Raw genomic sequence first — 20775 nt, 5'->3', positions numbered from 1 at the left:
GGTGTCACACCTTCCGGATAGGCTGGACGGATGACGCGTGCCGAGCAGCCAACGGCCGGAACCCCGGCCCCCGACGACGCCCTGGTCGCAGATTCCCGAGAGCGTGCCGTTCGCGCCTTGCTGCGCGTACCGCAACTGAAGCGACTGTGGAGCGCCCAGCTCGTCGGCAGTGTCGGCGACGCGCTCGCACTGCTCGTTCTGGTGATCCTCACGCTCCAGGCGGCCATCTCCGAGGCGGCCTTCGGCGGCGGCTACCGGGGCGTGGCCCTCGCCGTCACCGCCGTCTTCGGTGCGCGCGTCCTCGCGACCCTGCTCTTCGGAGCGGTGCTTCTGGGCCCGCTCACCTCCCTCACCTCACCGGACGGCCCGCTCGACCGGCGCTGGACCATGGTCGGGGCCGACGCCGTGCGGGCCGCGCTCCTGATCGTCGCGCCGCTGTGGATCGACTGGACCCCGGACAACGCCCTCGCGATGATCCTGGTGACCTCCTTCGTGATCGGCGTCGCCGAGCGCTTCTGGACCGTCGCCAGGGAGAGCGCCGCACCCGCGCTGCTGCCCGCGCCGCCCCTGGAGGGCGCGACGGTGCGGCCGCTGCCGGACCACATGGACGCGCTGCGGCGCCTCTCGCTGCGTACGGGATTCGTGGCGCTGCCCCTCGCGGCCGCCGCGCTCGTCGCCATCACGCTCGTCGGCAACCTCCTCGGTGCCGGACTCGACTGGTTCGAGCTGCACCAGGCGGGCCTCGCCTCGTTCGTCGCGGCCGGCCTCTTCGCCGCGTCCCTGTCGATCGTCTACTTCCTCGAACTTCCCGGTACGCACACGCCACGCGCGCGTAGCCCGCTCGAAGGACTGCGCAGGCCGCGCACCGGAAGCGGCACCGACAAGGGGCGCACGGGCGCGATCCCGCTGTTCGTCGCCGCCTGCGCCGCGGTCGCCACGGCCGTCGCCGCCGCCGTAGCCGTCGCCGTACTGCACGCCAAGGACCTCGGCGGCGGGCCCGTCACGTACGGCCTGATCGTGCTCGCCCTCACCGGCGGCACCGTCATCGGCATCCGCACCGCGCCCGCCCTGCTGCCCTCGCTCTCGCGCCGCAGGCTGCTCGCGCTCGCCATCGCCCTCACCGGCATCGCGCTGCTCGCCGCGGGCCTGGTGCCCGACGTGACGACCGTGCTGCTGCTCCTCGGCCTCGCCGGGATCTGCGCGGGCGTGGCCGCGAACACCGGGCACGCGCTCCTCGACCAGGAGGTCGAGGACTACCGCAGGGCCCGTACGACCGAGCACCTCCAGGCGGTCGTACGCCTCTGTGTCGCGCTCGGCGCGCTGGTGGCCCCGGTGGTCGCCGCGGGCATCGGGCCGCACCGGATGGTCAACGGAAAGTTCGTCTTCGACCACGGCGGCGCCTCCTTCACGCTGATGCTGGTCGGCGCGCTGCTGCTGCCGGTCGCCGCGCTCGTCCTCGCCAAGGCCGACGACCGCCAGGGCGTGCCGCTCAGGCACGACCTGCGGGACGCGCTGCGCGGCGGCGACGACCCGGTGCAGCTGCCCGCGGCCACCGGCTTCTTCATCGCCCTGGAGGGCGGCGACGGAGCGGGCAAGTCCACGCAGGCCGAGGCGCTCGCCGAGTGGATCCGCGCCAAGGGGCACGAGGTCGTCGTCACGCGCGAGCCGGGTGCCACCCCGGTCGGCAAGCGGCTGCGGTCGATCCTGCTCGACGTGTCGTCGGCCGGGCTCTCGCACCGCGCGGAGGCCCTGCTGTACGCGGCGGACCGCGCCGAGCACGTGGACACCGTCGTACGGCCCGCCCTGGAGCGCGGTGCCGTCGTCATCTCCGACCGGTACATCGACTCGTCCGTCGCCTACCAGGGCGCCGGCCGTGACCTGTCGCCCACCGAGGTCGCCCGCATCAACCGCTGGGCCACCGGCGGTCTCGTACCGCACCTGACGTGCCTGCTCGACGTGGCGCCCGAGGCGGCCCGCGAGCGGTTCACGGAGGCACCGGACCGTCTCGAGTCCGAGCCCGCCGAGTTCCACGCGCGTGTGCGGTCCGGTTTCCTCACCCTCGCCGCCGCCGACCCCGGCCGCTATCTGGTCGTCGACGCCGCCCAGGAGCCGGAGGCGGTCACCACCGTGATCCGGCACCGGCTCGACCTGGTCCTGCCCCTCTCCGAAGCCGAGATCAAGGCACAGGAAGAGGCCCGCAAGGCCGCCGAGGAGGAGGCGCGGCGCAAGGCCGAGGAAGAGGCCGCGCGCAAGGCCGAGGAGGAGCGCCTGGAGCGTGAGCGCCAGGAGCAGCTCGCCAAGCTCCGTGCCGAGGAGGAGGAGCGCAAGCGGCGCGAGCTGGAGGAGGCCCAGCGCCGCGAGGCCGAGCGGCAGGCCGAGGAGGCCAGGAAGCGCGCCGAGGAAGCGCGCCGCAAGGCCGAGGAGGAGAAGGCCAGGCTCCTCGCCGAGGAGAAGGTCAGGGCGGCCGAGGAGGAGCGACGCCGCCTGGAGGCCGAGGAGGAGGCCCGGCTGCGGGCCGAGGCCGAGGAGCGCAGGCTGGAGAAGCAGCGCAAGGCGGAGGAGGCGCTGCTGCGGGCCGAGGAGGCGCGCAGGCTGGCCGCGGCGCAGGCCGCGGCGGCTGCTCAGGCCGCTCAGGCCGCGGCTTCGGCGGCGGCGCAGGCGTCCGGTGGCGGTTCTGGTTCTGGTGGCTCTGGCTCCGGTGGTTCCGGTTCTCGGGATTCCGGTTCCGGTACGGGGTCGGTCTCGCGCTCGGACTCGGGAAGCGGGTCGCGGACGGATTCCGGCTCGCGTACGGATTCCGGCTCGCGTACGGGTTCCGGCTCGCTGTCGAAGAAGGCCGAGGCGCCCGCCGCGCGCGAGACGCCCGCCGCGCCCGCTTCCGCTCCCGACAACGAGACCACCGTGGCCACGCCGATCGTGACGCCGCCCTCCGGGGCCGCCGACGAGACCGCCGTGCTGCCGCAGGTCCGGGCCGACGGGCCCGGCGCCGAGGAGACCGCGGTGCTGCCGCAGCCGCCCGTGCCGGGGGCCGCGGACGAGACCGCGGTGCTGCCGCAGGTCCAGGAGGACAAGGTGCCGCCCGGCTACTTCCGGGACGAGCGCCCCTCGCCGGACGGGTCGGACGACCGTACGCGCGAGCTGCCGCAGGTCGACGAGCAGGGCGAGCCCCGGCAGCGGCCCCGGTCGGACTGGGCGGAGCAGACCCCGCTGGACGACCTGCCGTCGCTCGCGGACGAACTGCTCGGTTCGCACGAGGAAGAGGACGAGGGGCGCGGCGGACGCCGGCGCGGCCGTCGCGGCTGACCTCACGCAGGACCGTGCCCCGCGGCGCCGACGGCGTCGCGGGGCACCGTGCTGTCGCGGGGCACCGTGCTTTCGTCGTTGTCGGCGATGTCAGTGCCATGTCCCACAATGAACTCGACGGATTCGGATGCGGTGGACTCGACGGCGTGGCCGTGACGCGGCACGTGTGGAACGCAAGGCGGAGGCGGTGACCCCATGAGCGTGTGGGACGACCTGGTGGGTCAGGAGCGGGTGAGCGAGCAGCTCGGGGCCGCGGCCCGGGATGCCGACGCGCTCGTGACCGCGGTCGCCGCGGCCGCTCCGCAGCCCGAGTCGTCGAAGATGACGCACGCCTGGCTGTTCACGGGCCCGCCCGGCTCGGGACGGGCCACGGCCGCGCGCGCGTTCGCCGCCGCGTTGCAGTGCACGAGCCCGGACCGTGCGCTGGGCGGCGCCCCCGGCTGCGGCTTCTGCGACGGCTGCCACACGAGCCTGGTCGGCACGCACGCGGACGTGGAGGTCGTCCGCACCGATCTGCTGTCCATCGGCGTCAAGGAGACCCGCGACCTGGTCAGGCGCGCCCAGCTCTCGCCCGCGGGCGGCCGCTGGCAGGTCATCGTCCTCGAAGACGCCGACCGGCTCACCGAGGGTGCGGGGAACGTGCTCCTGAAGGCCGTCGAGGAGCCCGCTCCCCGCACCGTGTGGCTCCTGTGCGCGCCTTCGCTGGAGGACGTGCTGCCGACCATCCGCTCCCGCTGCCGCCATCTGACGCTGCGTACGCCTCCGGTGGCGGCCGTCGCCGACGTGCTCATCCGCAGGGACGGCATCGAGCCGGAGGTCGCGGCGGCCGCCGCGCGGGCCACGCAGGGGCACATCGGCAGGGCCCGGCGCCTGGCCACCGACCCGCGGGCGCGCGAGCGCAGGGCCGCCGTGCTCAAGCTGCCGCAGCGCGTCCAGGACATCGGCGGCTGTCTCAAGGCGGCGCAGGAGCTGATCGACACGGCGTCCGACGACGCCAAGCAGGTCGCCGAGGAGGTCGACACCAAGGAGACCGAGGAGCTGAAGGCGGCGCTCGGCGCGGCGCAGGGCGGTCGGATGCCGCGCGGCACCGCGGGCGTCATGAAGGACCTGGAGGACAAGCAGAAGCGCCGCAGGACCCGTACGCAGCGCGACAGCCTCGACCTCGCGCTCATCGACCTGACCGGGCTCTACCGCGACGTCCTCGCCCTCCAGCTGGGCTCCGCCGTGGCCATCGCCAACACCGAGGTGCAGGACATGCTGCAACGGATGGCGCTGGCCACCTCGCCCGAGTCGACGCTGCGCCGCATCGATGCCATCGGCGCCTGCCGTACGGCGCTCGACCGCAATGTGGCCCCGCTGCTCGCGGTCGAGGCGATGACGGTGGCGCTGCGGGCGGGGTGAGGCGGATGGGGTGAGGCGGGCGGGGTGAAGCGGCGCGGCTCCTGGGCCGGCCGGGGCGCGTGCCGCGCGGGGCGCTTGCGGGCCCGGGGCGCGTGCCGCGCACGGTCCGAGGCGTGACGAGGTCACCCGTACGAGTACGGCGAGTGATCGAGCGGCTTCGGAGAGTTAGTCTCGCGTGATGGACATCAGCCGTCGCGGCCGACACAGCCGTCCCCTCTCCTTCCGTACGTGCGGCACCCTGCTCATGACCGCAGGGCTGCTCATCTCCGGCTGTTCGTCGGGGAGTTCGACGGCGGACGCGTCCATGGCGGCGCTGCCGCGCTCGACACCGGCGGCGCTCGCGCCGTACTACGCGCAGCAGCTGAGCTGGCGCGAGTGCGGTGTCCCCGGGTTCGAGTGCGCCTCCATGAAGGCCCCGCTCGACTACGCGAAGCCGGGCAAGGGCGACATCAAGCTGGCGGTGGCCCGCAAGAAGGCCACGGGCAAGAGCGGGCGGCTCGGCTCGCTCCTGGTCAATCCGGGCGGCCCCGGCGGCTCGGCGATCGGCTACCTCCAGTCGTACGCGGCGCTCGGCTACCCCGAGAAGGTCAGGGCGAGCTACGACATGGTGGCCGTCGACCCGCGCGGCGTGGCCCGCAGCGAGCCCGTCACCTGCCTGAACGGCAAGGACATGGACGCGTACACGCAGACGGACGTCACCCCCGACGACCAGCGCGAGACCGGTGAACTCCGCACCGCCTTCAAGACGTTCGCGGACGGCTGCGAGAAGCGTTCGGCGACGGTCCTGCCGCACGTCTCCACGGTCGAGGCGGCCCGTGACATGGACGTCCTGCGCGCGGCGCTCGGCGACGAGAAGCTGTCGTACGTCGGCGCCTCGTACGGCACCTTCCTCGGCGCGACGTACGCGGGCCTCTACCCGGAGCGGGTGGGCCGCCTGGTCCTGGACGGCGCGATGGACCCCGCGCTGCCCGCGCGGCGGATGAACCGCGATCAGACGGCCGGCTTCGAGACGGCGTTCCAGTCCTTCGCGAAGGACTGCGTGGCGCGCGCCGCCGAGTGCCCGCTCGGCTCGGGCACCCCCGCGGCGGCGGGCACGCGCCTGAAGTCCTTCTTCGACCAGCTCGACCGGGCACCGCTGCCCGCGGGCGACGGCGACGGCCGCAAGCTCGGCGAGGCGCTCGCCACGACGGGCGTGATCGCGGCGATGTACGACGAGGGGGCCTGGCCCCAGCTGCGTGACGCGCTCACCTCGGCGATCAAGCAGAAGGACGGCGCGGGCCTGCTCGCCCTCTCCGACAGCTACTACGAGCGGGACGGCGACGGCTCGTACGCGAACCTGATGTTCGCCAACGCCGCCGTGAACTGCCTGGACCTGCCGCCGGCCTTCGCCAATCCGGAGGAGGTCCGCGCCTCCCTGCCCGACTTCGAGAAGGCGTCCCCGGTCTTCGGCGAGGGCCTCGCCTGGGCCTCGCTGAACTGCGCGTCCTGGCCGGTCGCGGCCACCGGCGGGCCGCACCGCATCGAGGCGAAGGGCGCGGCCCCGATCGTGGTGGTCGGCACGACCCGCGACCCGGCCACCCCCTACCGCTGGGCCCGCTCCCTCGCCGCACAGCTCGACTCGGGCCGCCTCCTCACCTACGAGGGCGACGGCCACACGGCGTACGGCCGGGGCAGCGAGTGCATCGACTCCACGATCAACGCCTACCTCCTGAAGGGCACCGCCCCGACGGACGGAAAGCGCTGCTCATAGCCGTGGACCGGGGGTGTGCGGAGCACCCCCGGAAACTGTGTAGACTTGGGCGCGTTGCTGATCGCACCATGGTGTGGACGGCGCGCCGCCTTAGCTCAGATGGCCAGAGCAACGCACTCGTAATGCGTAGGTCTCGGGTTCGAATCCCGAAGGCGGCTCGGATTAACCCCAGGACTCACTCGCCGTGACCTGGGGTTTTTTCATGTCTGGGGCGTGCCGAGCCGTACGGCGGGGATGTCGTGGAAGTGCTTGCGTGAGCGGAGCGGTCCGGTGTCGCGGGACGACCACACATCCTTGAGTGACCGGACCAGCAAGTTGCGAGGTGGCAGCAGCTCGGTGAGGAGCACGCCGACGGACAGGTCGCTGGCGGCTACTGGTGCTCAAATTTCCCTCGCCGCTTCGACGCTCATGTCTCTAGCGTGGGTCCATGAGCGAGCGCGAAACGGTACTGGGTGTCCTCAAAGCGTGGCTGGATGATCTCCATCAGCGGCCACCCCAGGAGTGGTCCGCCGTAGATCTGAGCAGACGTCCGGCTTGGGGTCAGGTCCGGGCCGTGGTGGCCGGCCTCGCACCGTACTCCCGGCGTCCGGACTTGTACGGCAAGGACGGTTCGGCGCTTGACGATCGGGTCCTGATCACCCTGAGTGGCCTGGGGCAAGTGGCCGAGGCGGCAGCGACAGGGACGCCGGTGAGCCTTGAGGACCTAGCGGCGGACTTCACGGCCTTCTGTAGGGCGGCGGCACCCGAGGCGCAATCCTGGATCCTGCTGGACATCGACCTCCCATCGGGGACAGACCTGACGCTGGGGGAATACCGACTGCAGGCGGCCAGTGCCACGAGTCTGGCCGAGCTGATGCCCCTACCGTCCATGCGCCGCTTCATTCGCAGCCCGGACCTCGACCCTGACACCCTGGGCGGATCGACCTTCTTGCAGCAGCGTCTTCCGGGCCAAGCTCTCGCGCGTGGCCGCTCCTGGCTACCAAATCTTGATCAAAGACCCGAGCGTCGGCATCTTGATCCTTTGCTGGTCCTGCAGTTGTGGAACGTCGAAGAGAGCGTGCATCCCGAGGCGTACTTCCACGTCGAGCCCGGACGCCACAGCGAGATCCGCTCTGGCTCACCGCACATCGAGCCGTCCTTCGACCACGCAGGCGAAGAAGTAGGTGAGATGCATCGCGCGTTTGGATACCGCGTCCCACCGTCCGAGCTGCCCACCTTTGCTGCATTTCTGCAGGAAGTCCAAGACATGATCAGCAGTGTGCGGTCCCGTACCACCAAGAACGGTCGGCCTGCTACGACCGCCAGAGCCCTGGCTAGCGCAGCCAACCGTCTGGTGCGGGCCGCGCAGCGCACCATGGGAGGCACCTACGTCGACGAATCTGAAGCAGATGACGTGTTGCTGGACTACGTGATCGCCATGGAGGCCGTCATGGCCGCCGACGGCCGAGGCGATAGTCGCCGCCGGACAGCCCAGCGCTCGGCTGCGATGTGGACTCAGGACGAGGACCGCCTAGCCGTGTACCAAACGGTCAAGAACGCCTACACGCGACGTTCTCAATACGCCCACGGAGAAGACCAGCAGCCCATCAGCGACGATGAGCTGTTCATCGTTAGACGCACGGCCTTCGGGGTGTTTCTTCGCTGGCTCGTTCTCACATCTGATCTGAACGAGGCAGTACTGCAACGCCTCGACGAGTCGCTGGTCTCGCACCGAGAGCGCTGCCGCATCACGCAAACATTGGACACCTTCTTCACAGCAACCCCGGCAGCACCAGAGGTATGACTGAGGGGCCGTCTCCGATGGCAGGCGGGCGAAGTCGGCAGTGGGATCGGAGGCATCCACTGTGCGGGGCGCGTTCTGCCTACTCTTTGGGCTTCCGATGCTTAGCGTCCTTTTCGGCCTTGGCTTGCGCTTTCGTGTTGCCTTTCGGCTTGGCGCCTCCCTTGCCAGACTTCTTGGGCCTTACTTTCTTCGCCGCCTTGCGGGCATCCTTCTCCGCCGCGGCCTTGCGCTGGAGCGGGACCAGCTTCGCGGTCGCCTCGGCGGCGCTCTTGCCGACCTGGGGCAGGACGCTCTGGTAGATGTCCCGCGTGATCCGGGTGTCACTGTGCCCAAGCGTGTCCGACACGATCTTGATGTCGATGTCGGCAGCCAGCATGAGAGTGGCCGCTCCATGACGCAGGTCGTGCAGCCGGATCGGCGGGAGACCGGAGGCTGCGACGAGGCGTTCGAAGAGATCGGTCACCCTGCCGGGGTGGAGCCAGGAGCCGTCCTCCTGGACGAAGACGTGGCCAGTCTCGACCCAGGCCGAGCCCCATTCCTTGCGGTCCGCTTCCTGCCGTTCCCGGTGCCGCTTCAGGACGTTGACCGTGTCGTCGTCGAGCGCGACCACGCGGTAGCCGCTGTCCGTCTTGGGATCGGACGCCTCGACCTCCCAGCCGTCCTGCACGAGCTGGGCGGAGACGGTGAGGGAGTGGGTGTCGAGGTTCGTCTCCGACCACGGCTGCCCGCACGCCTCGCCACGGCGCAGGCCGCGGAAGGCGATGAGGTGCCACATCGCGTACAGCCGGTCCTCGGCGACGAAGTCGAGGAAGGCGCCGGTCTGTTGGGGCGTCCAGACCATCACGGGCGACGGCTTCTCGCCTGTCTGCTCCCACTTGGCGACCCGCTCGTCCGTCCACACCAGCGCCTTCGGCTTGCGCACGGGGTCGATCTCGACATGGGCAGCAGGGTTGAACGTGATGATCTGCTGCCCGATGGCGTCGTTCAGGGCCGCGCGGAGGGTGGCCTTCACGTGTTGGCGCGTGGCGGGGCCGGTGACCCGGCGGAACGGCGGCATCTCGTCGATCGCGGCTTTCATGGCCTTGCGGCGGGCGCGGTTGTCGACGCCTTTCCATGGCACGGTGGCCAACTCATCGATCGCCGCTCGCCGTTGAGCGTTCTGTTCCAAGATCTGGGCGTTGGCGTCCCGGATGTCCGTGAACATCTCGCTGAGGTGGCTGACGCGAAGCCGGTCTAGGCGCCGCTGGCCGATGCGCGGCTTGAGGTGCACGCGGATGTCGGTCTCGTAGCGGCTCAGGCCGGACTTGCGTATGCGCTTGCCCGCCAGCCACCGATCGAGCCATTCGCTCACGGTCAGGCTGCCGATCAGGTGATGCGAGACCAACTTCCAGCAGGGTGTTGAACGTTGACATGCTGTGACTCGGTGATCCAGTCATTCCGAGCTCTTTCCCGTCTGCCATAGGCAAACTGTCCTTTGCCATTCAAACGAGACGTTTGACAACGAATCCAGTCGCTTCGGATTCCTTGCCAGCGAGCCTGGCCGTACAGGCAGCGGGTTGCAGTTGCTGATCGTCGGCTCAGATGCTCGGGACCAGTAAGCCATCCGGCCGGTTCGGCGGATCGCGACAAGCTCGATGAGACGGGTCCGTTACCGTTCAACGGTGGCCAGGTATGCCGAGTTGACAATCAAGCTGCTGTTCGGGAGCGCATCAACGTGCGCATACCCCGGCTGCGCCGCAGAGCTGTTGTTCCGAGACCGGGGCAAGCTGACAGTGGTCGTGCAGATCGCGCATATCCGATCGGAGAAGAAGAAGGGTCCTCGGCACGACCCGTCCTACCCCAAGGAGTCGCTGCACAGCTTTGAAAACCTGCTCCTGCTCTGCGGTCAGCATCACCCTCCAGTTGACCAGCATGAATCGGTCTACACCGTCGAGGAGCTAGAGGAGTGGAAGGCGTTGCAGGTCGCTCAGACCGGCACCCAACTGTCCAGCTTCGAATCTCGGCAGGTCATCGACCAGATCCTTCAGAGGTTGGTCGAGTTGACGGAGGTTAAGGTCGCGGTCGAGTTGCGTGGCGGGCGTGGGGTGCCGAGCGGCGTGATCACCGGGCCGCTCGACTCGCTGATGGAGATGCGGTCCGATGATTTCAACGGACAGACATACATCGTCGTCCAGGTGAGCAACGTCGGCTACGTTCCGGTGACAGTGTCTACCGCCGGAGTCGAATACTCCTACCAGGCCGGAGAGAGCATCGGGCTGGAGCATCGTTTCGACATGCGTCTTGACACGGCGGGGAGCCTCGCGGCAGGGGCCTCCGGTCGGCTGCCCAATCACTCGGAATCAAACTGGTGCTGCCGTTCTGAGGCAGTGTTCAACGGGCTTCGGGAGGCGTACGGGACGTACGGCACCCTTCCCAGCTACGTCCGCCCCTTTGCTGAGCTCGGCCCTCTCGGTCGAATTCCGCCGACTAAGTGGCTGCCACTGACCGCTCTGCAGCCATACCTGCTCCCTCGCGAGAACTCTGCCTAATAGCGGTGGCTGAGGGGCAATTTGCTGCTGCCCAGGGTCCATACGTTCGTGCACGTCCTCCAGCGGCCTGCCTCCTGGTAGCCATTGATCGCGGTGGCGAGCACCATGACAGTCAAACTAGACGCCGCAGGTCAGAGGCGCGCCTGCGACTGGCTTCGTTGTCAATGGACACGAACTGGGAAATCGGCGGAGGGGCCGCCCTGGTAGACGAGGCACGGTGGTTCGCGACCCAGGTCAGAGATGTTGCGCAGAGCCAGCTTCCCTCGGCGTCGGCTGCCCTGATTGCCGCTCCATCTCCGTCTCGACAGCGCGAGCGACCTCTGGCCATGGGGCGCTCAGAGGGCTGAACAGGGACCAGTAGTCGTGCGCATCTCGAACGATGGCACTGACACCGAGGCGCACAGCATCCGGGGCGATCGTGCCCACGACGCGCCGGGTGACCCCGCCGGCGCCCCGGGATGCAGGGCTGATTCCGGAGCCCAGGAGAAGCGTGGCGGTGCGGATGGCGTCCAGCGTCGCCGGTGGTGCCGCGTGGGCGAAGCGACCGTAGATCAGGTCACCCCAGCGAGCCTGAGTGCGGGCCCAGGCCAGACGCTCCAGGCCCGTTCCGAGATCCACCGCCAAGCGATCCGGGTGGTCGGTGTGCCACAGGAGGACGATGTCCCCGAGGGTGAGGTTCAGGTGGTCGAAACGGAGCGTGATGCCTTCGACCTGTCGCCGACGCCACGGTCGCAACGCCCCGTATATCCGCAAGTGGCGTGCGTGAAAGCCGAGTTGGGAGAGCGTGGTGAGCCATCCGTCCAGGACGTCACCGCACTCGTCCAGGTTGTTCACGGGCTGGACGCGGGAGATGTTGACGAAGGAGGTGAGAAACCCGTCCTTCAGGAAGCCCGAGACATCGCGCTGGCCTGTGAAGCGGATGACCGGCTGGGCGAGTAAGCCGCGTCGGTAGGTGTGGGGCCTGCCGTCCTTGAGGAGCGGATCGAGGGCTTGTACCGCGGAGATGGTCAGCTCCGTCTCCCTGCCCCAGCGGAGGGGGAGACAGGTGTCGCGAGCGGCTCCGTCACTCGCGAAGGAGGTCTCCAGGCTGTCGAGCAACTCCCTCCATGAAGGGCTTCTACGTGGTGGTCTGTAGGGAGTGCCTCGGCGTGGGTGCTGAATCTCGATGCGGTCGGCGGCGGTCGTGAACTCCCAGTGCGGACCTAACTTCGCGCGGAGCACGGCCGGTATCTGTCGGGCCAGCGTGTCCCCGGCCGAGCTGGGCGATCGGGTCAGCACTGCTGCGCCGCCATCGCGGTGAAGTGCCGTGCCGGGTCGAAGCGTTGGAGGCCGACCTCCTGCACCTGCCGGTGATCCAGGCTCTCCGCCTGCTCGATGGCGTGTGCCAGTCGGTGGGCTGCCGTCTCGTCGTCCACCTCGGGGTCGGCCCCGGCGATCGTGCCAGTCGCATGGCACAGGGCGGCTTCGGCGCAGGTGCCCGTGCGCCAGGTGAGTGCGGCCATGGGGGTGCCGGCGCGGACGGATTCTCCGAAGACAGCGGCGCCGGCCTCCACGTAGGTGCGGGCGTACGTGTAGACGAAGACGGAGGCGTCGCGGATGGCGGCGGTCTTGGCGGGGCCGCCGAGTTCGCCGACCCACTCGACGTGGTCCGCGTTGAGGAGTCGGGCGTGGCGGCGTACGTACTGCTCGTCGAAGACGGGGCCGACGATCCGTATTCGGCGGCCGAGTAACTGGGCGGCGCGGGCTGCCAGATGGGGCGCCTTCTCCGCGTCGACGCGGCCGAGCCATACGAGGTCGCGTCCGGCGACGGCGGGTGGTTCGTTTTCGTCGAGGCCGAGGTGTACGGCCAGTTCCGGGATGGGCTCGCAGCTGGCGTACCGCTCGATCATCTCGGGCGAGTAGCAGTAGAGGCGGGACCGCTTGCCGTCGAAGGCGGCGTCGGTGTGCTGGAAGACCGGGGAGTGCTGGAACGTGGCGACGTCGCAGTCCAGCTCGCTCCACGTGCGGGTCCACGCAGGCAGCGAGGGGTATTCGTGGCCGACGACCAGGAGGTCGTAGTCGTTGGCGCGGAGCTCGCGCTCGGCGAGCGATCCGGTAGTGAGGTCCTCCAGTCGGACCGGCTTACGGACCCAGTCGTGCTCCAGGTCCGTGAGCCAGCTCGGCCCGAGGAGGTGTACGTCGGCGCCTGCGGTTCGGGCGCCTACGGCGACCGCCCACAGCCATCGTTCGATCCCGCCGTAACCGGCGGGTGGAAAGGCGTAGCTACCGGGGAAGTCGCAGACGCCGACGAGCACTTATGCCTCCGGTGTTCCGTCCGCCGAGATCCGGCGGAAGCCGAGGTGCGGGAAGAGAGATTCGGGAAGGACGAGCGATCCATCCTGCTGCTGGCACTGTTCGAGAAGCGCGGCCAGGGTGCGGCCGACGGGCAGGCCGGAGCCGTTGAGCGTGGCGACGAGCTTGGGCTTGCCGTCCTCACCGCGGGTGCGGATGTTGGCGCGGCGGGCCTGGAAGGTGCCGAAGTTGGAGATCGAGGAGATCTCCCGGTAGGTGTTCTGGCTCGGGATCCAGACCTCGATGTCGTACGTGAGCTGGGCGGAGAAGCCGGTGTCGCCGGCTGCCAGCTTGACCACGCGGTAGGCGAGGCCGAGCTCCTTCAGGCATGCCTCGGCGTGGCCGACCATCGTCTCCAGCTCGGCGTCCGCGGTCTCCGGGTCGACGATCTTGACCATCTCGACCTTGGAGAACTGGTGCTGGCGGATCAGGCCGCGGGTGTCGCGCCCGTATGAGCCCGCCTCGGAGCGGAAGCACGGGGTGTGCGCCGTGAGGGCCAGGGGCAGCTCGGCGGGCGGGATGATCTCGTCGGAGTAGAGATTGGTCAGCGGGACCTCGGCCGTCGGGATGAGGAACAGGTCGCGATCGGCGGCGCCGGTCTTGAACAGGTCCTCCTCGAACTTGGGCAGCTGACCGGTGCCGGTCATCGTCTTGCGGGTCACCAGGTACGGGACACCGTGCTCGACGTAGCCGTGGCGGCGCGTGTGGATGTCGAGGAAGAGCGTGGCCAGCGCGCGCTCCAGGGCGGCGCCGGCGCCGCGGGAGACCGCGAAGCGCGAGCCGGACAGCTTCGTGGCGCGGGCGAAGTCGAGGATGCCGGTGGCCTCGCCCAGGTCGACGTGGTCCTTCGGCTCGAACGAGAACGCCGGTGGGTTGCCGACGCGCCGGATCTCGACCGCGAACTCCTCGGAGTCGCCGTCCGGGGCCTCGTCGTCCGGGAGGTTCGGGATGGTCAGCAGGAGCTCAGTGAGCTCTTCCTGGACCTTCTCCTGCGCGGCCTCGATGTCGCGGATCTGGTCCTTCAGCTCGCGGGCGCGCTCCTTCAGCTTTGAGATGTCCCCACCCTGCTTGGCCGTCTGCTGGACCTCGCTCGCCACTCGCTTGGACTCCGCCCGCAGCTCGTCGGCCGAGCGGATGCTCTGGTTGCGCCGGGACTGGAGGTCTTCCAGCCGGGACAGATCCAGGGAGTAACCGCGACGAGCGAGCCGACGTACCGCTTCGGCACCCATTTCAATCAGGGCGCGGGCATCATGCATGAGGAAGATCCTTCTTATCCGGCGAGTGGGATGGGGATACCGCATCGACGGTAGCAACCGCCGACCCCTCACCGATCCGCAATATCGACGCGTCACCATCGGCGGTGATCTCGCGCAGAGTGGCCGATTCAAGATCATCCAAGAGCTCCGTGACCAAGAGGGAAAGATCGTCGTCGCCGATGGCGAGCGGCTCGATGTAGGGAGCCTCGGGGAAGAACAGCGGCATGGCCTCGCCGGCCGCGCGATCTCCATGCCAGTGGAGGACGGAAACCAGCAGGCCGTGCCCGACCAGGACGCGGGGCGCTGGGTGCTCCAGAGCAGCGAGGACGCCGGTGAGCAGCCTGCGTATGCCCTCATGCTGCGACTCCGCGGCGCCCGGTGGGCGCTGACAAGGACCGTGCTCGTCGAGCCAGGCCGCGTAGTCGAGGAAGGGCTTGCCCTCGAACTCCCCGTAGTCGAGTTCGTTCAGCCGGGCGTCTACAACCAGCTCGGGCGAGGGGACGCCCATGAGTAGCGAGGCGGTCTGCCGAGCCCGTGGAAATTCGCTGGTCAGCCAGGTGGCCATGGAATGGAGTGGGAGTACGTTCCACGCACGGCCGAGCGACTGTCGGCCCTCGTCGGTCAGAAGAATCTGCTGGGTCGGGTCGCCGTTGACGAGGTACCGCTTGCTGTAGTCGGTCTGGCCGTAGCGAAGGATGTACGTCGTCACGATCCGCTCCGAGGGGTCGTCGCTGTCGCCAGAAGGTCGCTGAGCACGGTGGCCATGTGCGTCGCGCGTGGATCGCCGGACTCCACGTAGAAGAGGAGGCCGTGGACCGCCAAGAGGCGGCACCAGGGTGCGAGCACGGGGATGGGGATCCGAGACGCACGTGAGGCGACGGCCAGCCGTACGGACGTTCCGCGACCGAGCTCGTAGTAGACGGACCAGAACGCCCAGTCGAACGCGGGGTCGCCCACCATGGGGAGCGGATCGATCAGCCGGGGGTGTCCCCGCCAGTCGAACAAGACGTTCTCCCGGTACAGGTCGGCGTGCAGCACCGTCGCTCGGCGGGAGCCCTCCTCCAGATCGGCGACGGCAGTGAACCCTGCTTCGACGAGGGGCTGCCAGCCGCCAAGGTCGAGTTCGCGCATCCGTCGCTCGATCTGCGGACGGACGTCGTGGGCGAGGTGGTCGGTGAGGAGTGGAAGCTGCTCCGACCGGAGTCTGTGGCGCCCCAAGGTGTGGAGCCCGTGGACGGCCGCCGCCACCATTTGCAGCTCCCGTCGCGGCCGATCCGCGCCGCCGGGTTGCCCGCCGATGAGTTCGAGCGCGGCCACGGCCAGGTCGTCCGCGGCCTCCATGACCTCCGCCGTCGGGCCACGGGCCCAGAGCCGTAAAGCTTCCACCTCGTGGCGAAAACGAGATGGATCAACCCATGCTTTGAGGAGCAGCGGACGCCCGTCGGGACGGGCCGCGGTCGCGATCACCGAGGCGTGGCCGGCGTCGTGGTACGCCACGAGCGTCAGCTTCCACCTCCCTGCCGCACGTGCCAGCAGCCCCGGGACGGCGTCGAGCCACGGCTTGACCGCGGGCCCGTAGTGCGCGAGCAGCCGTTGCCTGCACCCCGCGGGGAACTCTCCGAGCGTCCGCTTCGTCATCAGCTCAGCTCGATCCCGTCCGAGACGAGCTCATCGGTCAGGGCGGGGAACTCGCCCAGGACCTCGGCGACGAGGGCCTGCACTTTGTCGATCTCGGCGTCCGGGGCGGAGAGGCGGACGAGGATGCGCCAGGGTTCGTCCAGACGCTGGCCGGTGGTACTGACCAGATGCACTTCCGCGTGCCCGTCGGTGGTCTCGTGCAGGCGGTGGGCCAGGCGCTGCGCGGCGATGTTGTAGAGCTTGCCGACGTGGTAGACAGGGTTCTTGCCGTTGGCGCCCTCCAAGTTCATCGGACGTAGCGGCGTGATCAGACCGTTGACTCGGTTGCCGCGCCCGACGACGCCCTCGTCCCCCGACTCGATCGAGCTACCGGTGTAGGTCAGGTACAGCTCGTCCTTCTCCGGGACGTCGCGGGCGTTGAGCCGGAAGCGCGCCTGGGCGCCCGGCAGCCGGAGGCCGGCCAGCCGGTGGCACTCGGCGAGGACGGTGTCCTTGTTGCGGATGTACTCGGCCCGGCTGGCCACGTGCCGCGACTTCTGCGGCACGCACAGGACGATGTCAGCCTCGTCGCCGTTCCAGAAGCCCATGACCTTGACGTCGGACCCGCACCACGCGTGGGAGAGGGTGAACTCGCTCTCGCCGGAGAAGTGGTTCACCAGGTCGCGGACGAACGACTCGAAGGCGTTCTCGGGGGCCCAGCCGGTCCCCAGCGACGTGTCGTTCGAGAGCCGCAGCCGGCGCTCACGGAGGTCGTCGACGGAGCGGGGATTGAACCAGCGCGTGCGGTCGGGGGTCCCGTCGCCGGTGAGGACCGCACCTGGGCTGGAGTTGCTGGTGATGTTGAAGACGATGTCGAGGTGGTCAGACACTTCGGGTAGCCGCTCGGCGAAGAACGCGCGCACCTCGGCCTCGACGATCTCCTCGACCGGGATCGTCTCGCCCCCGCACATCGGTGCCGCGCGCCCGTTGACCAGGACACGGACAGGGGCGGTCATCTCGCCTGCCCCGTACCGGACTTCGCTGGCGCCGCCGAGGAGAGCGAGCTTGTCGAAGTTGTGGTGCAGCACGGCGCCGAAGCGCGCGACGGTGTGGTGGCTGTAGGCGCGGGACAGCCGCTCGGCGAGGTGATCGGCGAGGGTGTCCGGGTGGCCGAGGCCCTTCCGCTCGACGATGGTCGTCGCGTCTGGTCTGGCCATGGCGGTGTCGATGACGAGGTGGCTGTTGCCGATGACCGTGCTCGTACGAGGCATCACGAACTCCCGTTCAGGGGTGGGAAGAAGGGGATGAGCGCAGGCGTCAGCACGCCTGGACGAGCGGTGCGGTCGAGATTCAGCGAGGCACTCCGGCAGCGCGGAGATGCGCCAAGATCTCTGCGAGCGACCTGTACGCGGAAACGGCTTGTTCTTCAGCAGTGAGTCGGACGATGTCGTGGGTCGTGACGAGGTCGATGTCCTGAGTCCGGCGGCGATCGAGCCAGAGGAGCAGACGCCAGGCGAGCACCGGCCCGCAGAACGGCAAGCGGTCCGCGAGATCGACTGGAATGTGAGCCGGTGCTTCCTCGTACAGCAGGTCCCGTACGAGGTGGAAGACGACGTCGGTGTAGTCGAGAACGGCCGGGCCACAGGCGCTCGCCTCCGAGTCGACGACGTGCAGGTGCTCTCCGTCGACGAGGAGGTGCTCGGGCTTGAGGTCGCCATGTAGGTAAACGGTTGGGTGGGCGTCGATCGTTGAGAGGGCCTCCCGCAACGCAGCCCACCAGGGCATCCACCGGCAGCGGGCCGAGAACTGATCCAGTAGGAACTGGCTCGCGGAAACAGGGCTGCCAGCCCGTGCCGCCCAGCCGGGGCCAGGCGTAGCGCCGGCAGTGGGCCGGTGAAGCATGCCGCTCACCGCCATGACGTGACCGATGTAGTCCTCCGTCGCCTTGCGGGTGGCCACCGAGCACGGCGTCCCGTGCACCGCCCGGAACACTGTCCAGGACCCGGCCTCGCCACATCCCGTCGCCAGGACGGTCGGAACCGAGATGCCACGCAGGGCAGCACGCTGGACCGTGGTGGCCTCCCGGCGGCGACGGCCCTCGGGGTCGATGCCGACGTAGACCTTCATCACGGCACTGCCGTCTGTGGCGAACCGCGTTCTGGAGTACGGCTTGAAGACTGCCACGCCGAACGGCCCCAGCCCTTGCCCGACCCACGGCTCCGCCGACTTCGTGTTGCGCATCCTCCACACACCTCCGTCCCGTTCGAGAAGCAGAACCGATCACCAAGACCCGCTGGAGTGGCGGGAGTTACCTCCATCGCCCTGCGGCTTTCTCGGTCTGCTGCGACAGTAGGCGCGGCGCCCCGCAGCACCCCGGAAAAACCTTCCGGGGTCGATTCCGGCCACGAGGTGATGCTCAGGACATGCGAGGGATGACAGAGAACCTGACCATCGGCGAACGCGTTGCCTGGTACCGGCGCCGACGCGGACTCTCCCAAGAGGTCCTGGCCGGCCTCGTCGGCCGTACCACGGACTGGCTGAGCAAAGCGGAGAACAACCGGATCGAGCTCGACCGCCTCTCGGTGATCACCTCACTTGCCGAGGCTCTCGACGTCTCGCTCGGGGATCTCCTCGCCGAGCCGACGCTCCTGGAGTGGTCGAGTGACAGCGGCCGCCGCACGGTGCCCGCTCTGCGCGACGCGCTCATGGACTACAAGCAGCTCACGCCCTTGCTGGGGCACCCACCCGACGACGAACCGCCAACCCTGACGGGCTTGCGGGACGCAGTGAAGGAAGTCCTCGACGCCTACCAGGTGTCTCAGTACGGCTTCGCGACCCGACGGCTTCCCCTCGTCCTAGCCGACGCCCTCGCGGCCTCCCGCTCGTATTCAGGGCGGGAAGGGGAGGAGGCCCATGCCGAACTCGCCTTGGCCTATCACGGTGCGGCCATGGTGCTGGGCAAGGTCGGGGAGTCGGAACTGGCATGGATCGCCGCCGACCGCGGCTTGGCGGCAGCGCAACGGAGCGGCCAGAGCACGGTGACGGGCTCGCTCTTCCGCGCGGTCACGCACTGCCTGATGGCCACTGGCCGCTTCACCGCGGCGATCCAGCTGGTGAACGACGCGGCGGCCGTCATGCAGCCCGGCCTGGGCACCGCGAATGACGAATACCTCTCGGTCTACGGCACGCTCTTCCTCGCCGGCGCCATGGCGGCCTCCCGAGCGGAGGACCGTGGGACCACCCAGACCTTCCTCCGCGAAGCGGATGAGGTCGCACAACGACTGGGTGCCGACGCGAACCACCTCTGGACGGCCTTCGGTCCGACCAACGTAGCCATCCACTGCGTCGCCACCGCCGGAGAACTCGGCGACATCCAGATCGCCGCCGATCTCGGGCAGCGCATCGACACCAGCGGCTTGCCTGTAGAACGGCGCGTGAGGCACAGCCTGGAAGTCGCCCGAGCCCTCAGCGCCTGGAACCGGACCGACGAGGCCCTGGCCACACTGCTGGACGCCGAGCGAGCCGCACCCGAGCAGGTGCGCCACCACTACCTGAGCCGCGAACTGGTCATCGGCTGGATCCGCGGCACCCGAGGCCGCCCGTCCCAGCCGGTGGCCGACCTGGCCCGCAGGCTCGGCGTGGTCGGCGGTTAGAGTCCGTCCTGTGACCGAGAACGAGCACGAAGCGAAGATGGCCCACCCGCGCATGGCAGCCGGCGCGCTCTTCTTCGATGATGCTGACCGGGTCCTGCTCGTCGATCCCTCGTATAAGGACTATCGGGATGTCCCCGGCGGGTACGTCGAGAACGGAGAGTCTCCCCTGCAAGCCTGCGTGCGAGAGGTACAGGAGGAGCTCGGCATCAAGCCCGCGATCGGCCGCCTGCTCGTCGTGGACTGGGCGCCGAACCCGGGGGAGGGCGACAAGGTGCTCTACCTCTTTGACGGGGGGCGCCTCAACGCGGATGAGTGTCGGCACATCGAGCTTCAGGCCGACGAGCTCCGCGGTTACGCCTTCTATGACGTCGGTGAGCTGTCGGAACACACCATCCCCCGCCTCGTACGCCGTATCACCGCTGGCATCGAGGCCCGTTCCTATGATTCGACTGCCTATTTGGAGCATGGGGTGGCGCCGAGAGAACGTTAGGCCAGAGATGGCGGTGCACTTTTCCGATCCTGGGTGGCGTGTCTCAGCTACGGGATTACCGTTAGCCCGGTATGGCTGAGGAAAGTCAACCTTGGGTGATGCCGGCCGGGCTGTGGTGTCTGGCTCGCCCACTACTACCGCCCCCGAGACTTCGCTTCCAGAACGGTGTCCGGCAGAACCTTGAGCACGCGGACGTTTTCGCAGCTGTCGTTTACGTACGCGGATACGGGCGCACATGGCGCGACCTCTCACCCGCTTTCGGGGTGTCCAGATCTACGGCGCAACATCGGTTTCGCGTCTGGTCGCGATTCGGAGTGTGGGACCTGTTGCATCAAGCTGTACTGGCGAGCCCTCATACCCAGGAGTTCCAGGGCCTGACGCAGAGGCTCCTCGACGCCTCCCCCGGACACTCTGGCGTCAGCCGCGGGCAACTCGTACACGTTCCGGAACAGTGTGGCCCCTTTCAGGAAGCCTCTATCTCCCAGAGCATCAACACGGACTGCGGAGAAGTGGCACGAACAGTCGCCGAGCTGTCCGGGACAGCAAAGGACCGGCGAGGGATAACTGTGCTACACGCTCCGACCGATCCGCGTTCCTCGCAGGCATGAGGGCCAGAGAGTCCGACGACTGTCGATCATCCGATACGAAGTGCCCTGAGCCAAC

The 20775-nt window shown here is 69.0% G+C and carries 16 protein-coding genes and 1 tRNA gene; 9 read left to right on the top strand and 8 right to left on the bottom strand.

The genetic code is table 11. The annotated features are described in order from the left end of the window. Window positions 1-30: 30 nt before the first annotated feature. The 5 genes from tmk (at window position 31) to ACIO9J_RS25325 (ending at window position 8237) form a co-directional block, all read left to right on the top strand. Window positions 31-3303, top strand: a complete 3273-nt coding sequence (tmk, locus tag ACIO9J_RS25345) for a dTMP kinase (protein WP_402003879.1) — start codon at window positions 31-33, stop codon at window positions 3301-3303. Between the two features lie 195 nt (window positions 3304-3498). Then, entirely contained in the window at window positions 3499-4704 is a 1206-nt protein-coding gene (locus ACIO9J_RS25340; protein WP_402003876.1) for a DNA polymerase III subunit delta', read from the top strand. Window positions 4705-4882: 178 nt separating this feature from the next. Beyond that, window positions 4883-6454 carry an alpha/beta hydrolase gene (locus ACIO9J_RS25335; protein WP_402003873.1) on the top strand — a complete coding sequence of 524 codons (1572 nt, stop codon included), beginning with the start codon at window positions 4883-4885 and terminating at the stop codon, window positions 6452-6454. An 84-nt stretch (window positions 6455-6538) separates the two neighbouring features. Continuing rightward, a tRNA-Thr gene (locus ACIO9J_RS25330) sits at window positions 6539-6612 on the top strand. A gap of 269 nt (window positions 6613-6881) precedes the next feature. Then, window positions 6882-8237 carry a hypothetical protein gene (locus tag ACIO9J_RS25325; RefSeq protein ID WP_402003870.1) on the top strand — a complete coding sequence of 452 codons (1356 nt, stop codon included), beginning with the start codon at window positions 6882-6884 and terminating at the stop codon, window positions 8235-8237. Window positions 8238-8316: 79 nt separating this feature from the next. Here ACIO9J_RS25325 and ACIO9J_RS25320 read toward each other — a convergent pair whose 3' ends face one another. Then, window positions 8317-9621 carry a tyrosine-type recombinase/integrase gene (locus ACIO9J_RS25320; protein WP_402003868.1) on the bottom strand — a complete coding sequence of 435 codons (1305 nt, stop codon included), beginning with the start codon at window positions 9619-9621 and terminating at the stop codon, window positions 8317-8319. A 277-nt stretch (window positions 9622-9898) separates the two neighbouring features. Between ACIO9J_RS25320 and ACIO9J_RS25315 the strand changes: the two genes are divergently transcribed. After that, complete coding sequence (locus ACIO9J_RS25315; protein WP_402003865.1) at window positions 9899-10765, top strand: hypothetical protein; 867 nt, start codon at window positions 9899-9901, stop codon at window positions 10763-10765. A 234-nt stretch (window positions 10766-10999) separates the two neighbouring features. Here the strand turns inward: ACIO9J_RS25315 and ACIO9J_RS25310 are convergent, their stop codons facing one another. The 7 genes from ACIO9J_RS25310 to ACIO9J_RS25280 form a co-directional block, all read right to left on the bottom strand. Then, window positions 11000-11863 (bottom strand): hypothetical protein, encoded by an 864-nt coding sequence (locus ACIO9J_RS25310; RefSeq protein WP_402003862.1) that lies wholly within the window; start codon window positions 11861-11863, stop codon window positions 11000-11002. Window positions 11864-12036: 173 nt separating this feature from the next. Continuing rightward, the gene (locus ACIO9J_RS25305; protein WP_402003859.1) at window positions 12037-13059 is read right to left on the bottom strand and encodes a glycosyltransferase; all 1023 of its coding nucleotides are present in this window, start codon (window positions 13057-13059) and stop codon (window positions 12037-12039) included. Then, window positions 13060-14352 carry a serine--tRNA ligase gene (serS, locus tag ACIO9J_RS25300; protein ID WP_402003856.1) on the bottom strand — a complete coding sequence of 431 codons (1293 nt, stop codon included), beginning with the start codon at window positions 14350-14352 and terminating at the stop codon, window positions 13060-13062. Further along, window positions 14345-15061, bottom strand: coding sequence for a histidine phosphatase family protein (locus tag ACIO9J_RS25295; RefSeq protein ID WP_402003854.1), 717 nt, complete (start codon window positions 15059-15061; stop codon window positions 14345-14347). The genes serS and ACIO9J_RS25295 overlap by 8 nt, the downstream gene beginning before the upstream one ends. Further along, window positions 15058-15990 carry an aminoglycoside phosphotransferase family protein gene (locus ACIO9J_RS25290; protein WP_402003851.1) on the bottom strand — a complete coding sequence of 311 codons (933 nt, stop codon included), beginning with the start codon at window positions 15988-15990 and terminating at the stop codon, window positions 15058-15060. The genes ACIO9J_RS25295 and ACIO9J_RS25290 overlap by 4 nt, the downstream gene beginning before the upstream one ends. Beyond that, on the bottom strand, window positions 15990-17240 hold the full coding sequence (locus ACIO9J_RS25285) for a methionine adenosyltransferase (protein WP_402003848.1): 1251 nt from the start codon (window positions 17238-17240) through the stop codon (window positions 15990-15992). The genes ACIO9J_RS25290 and ACIO9J_RS25285 overlap by 1 nt, the downstream gene beginning before the upstream one ends. A gap of 79 nt (window positions 17241-17319) precedes the next feature. Next, window positions 17320-18210 (bottom strand): phosphotransferase, encoded by an 891-nt coding sequence (locus ACIO9J_RS25280; RefSeq protein WP_402003845.1) that lies wholly within the window; start codon window positions 18208-18210, stop codon window positions 17320-17322. A gap of 191 nt (window positions 18211-18401) precedes the next feature. Here ACIO9J_RS25280 and ACIO9J_RS25275 point away from each other — a divergent pair, with 191 nt between their 5' ends. The 3 genes from ACIO9J_RS25275 to ACIO9J_RS25265 all read left to right on the top strand — a co-directional run bounded on the left by ACIO9J_RS25275 (window position 18402) and on the right by ACIO9J_RS25265 (window position 20720). Then, window positions 18402-19622, top strand: coding sequence for a helix-turn-helix domain-containing protein (locus ACIO9J_RS25275; protein WP_402003844.1), 1221 nt, complete (start codon window positions 18402-18404; stop codon window positions 19620-19622). Between the two features lie 10 nt (window positions 19623-19632). Continuing rightward, window positions 19633-20112: an NUDIX domain-containing protein gene (locus ACIO9J_RS25270; RefSeq protein ID WP_402003842.1), complete on the top strand. Its 480-nt coding sequence runs from the start codon at window positions 19633-19635 to the stop codon at window positions 20110-20112. A gap of 71 nt (window positions 20113-20183) precedes the next feature. Further along, window positions 20184-20720: a transposase gene (locus ACIO9J_RS25265; RefSeq protein WP_402003840.1), complete on the top strand. Its 537-nt coding sequence runs from the start codon at window positions 20184-20186 to the stop codon at window positions 20718-20720. Window positions 20721-20775: the final 55 nt, after the last annotated feature.

Origin of the sequence: Streptomyces sp. NPDC087300 (assembly GCF_044744425.1) — a bacterium.
GTDB lineage: Bacteria > Actinomycetota > Actinomycetes > Streptomycetales > Streptomycetaceae > Streptomyces.
Note: the sequence above shows the minus strand (reverse complement) of the source record. Positions and strands in the feature narration are given on the sequence as shown.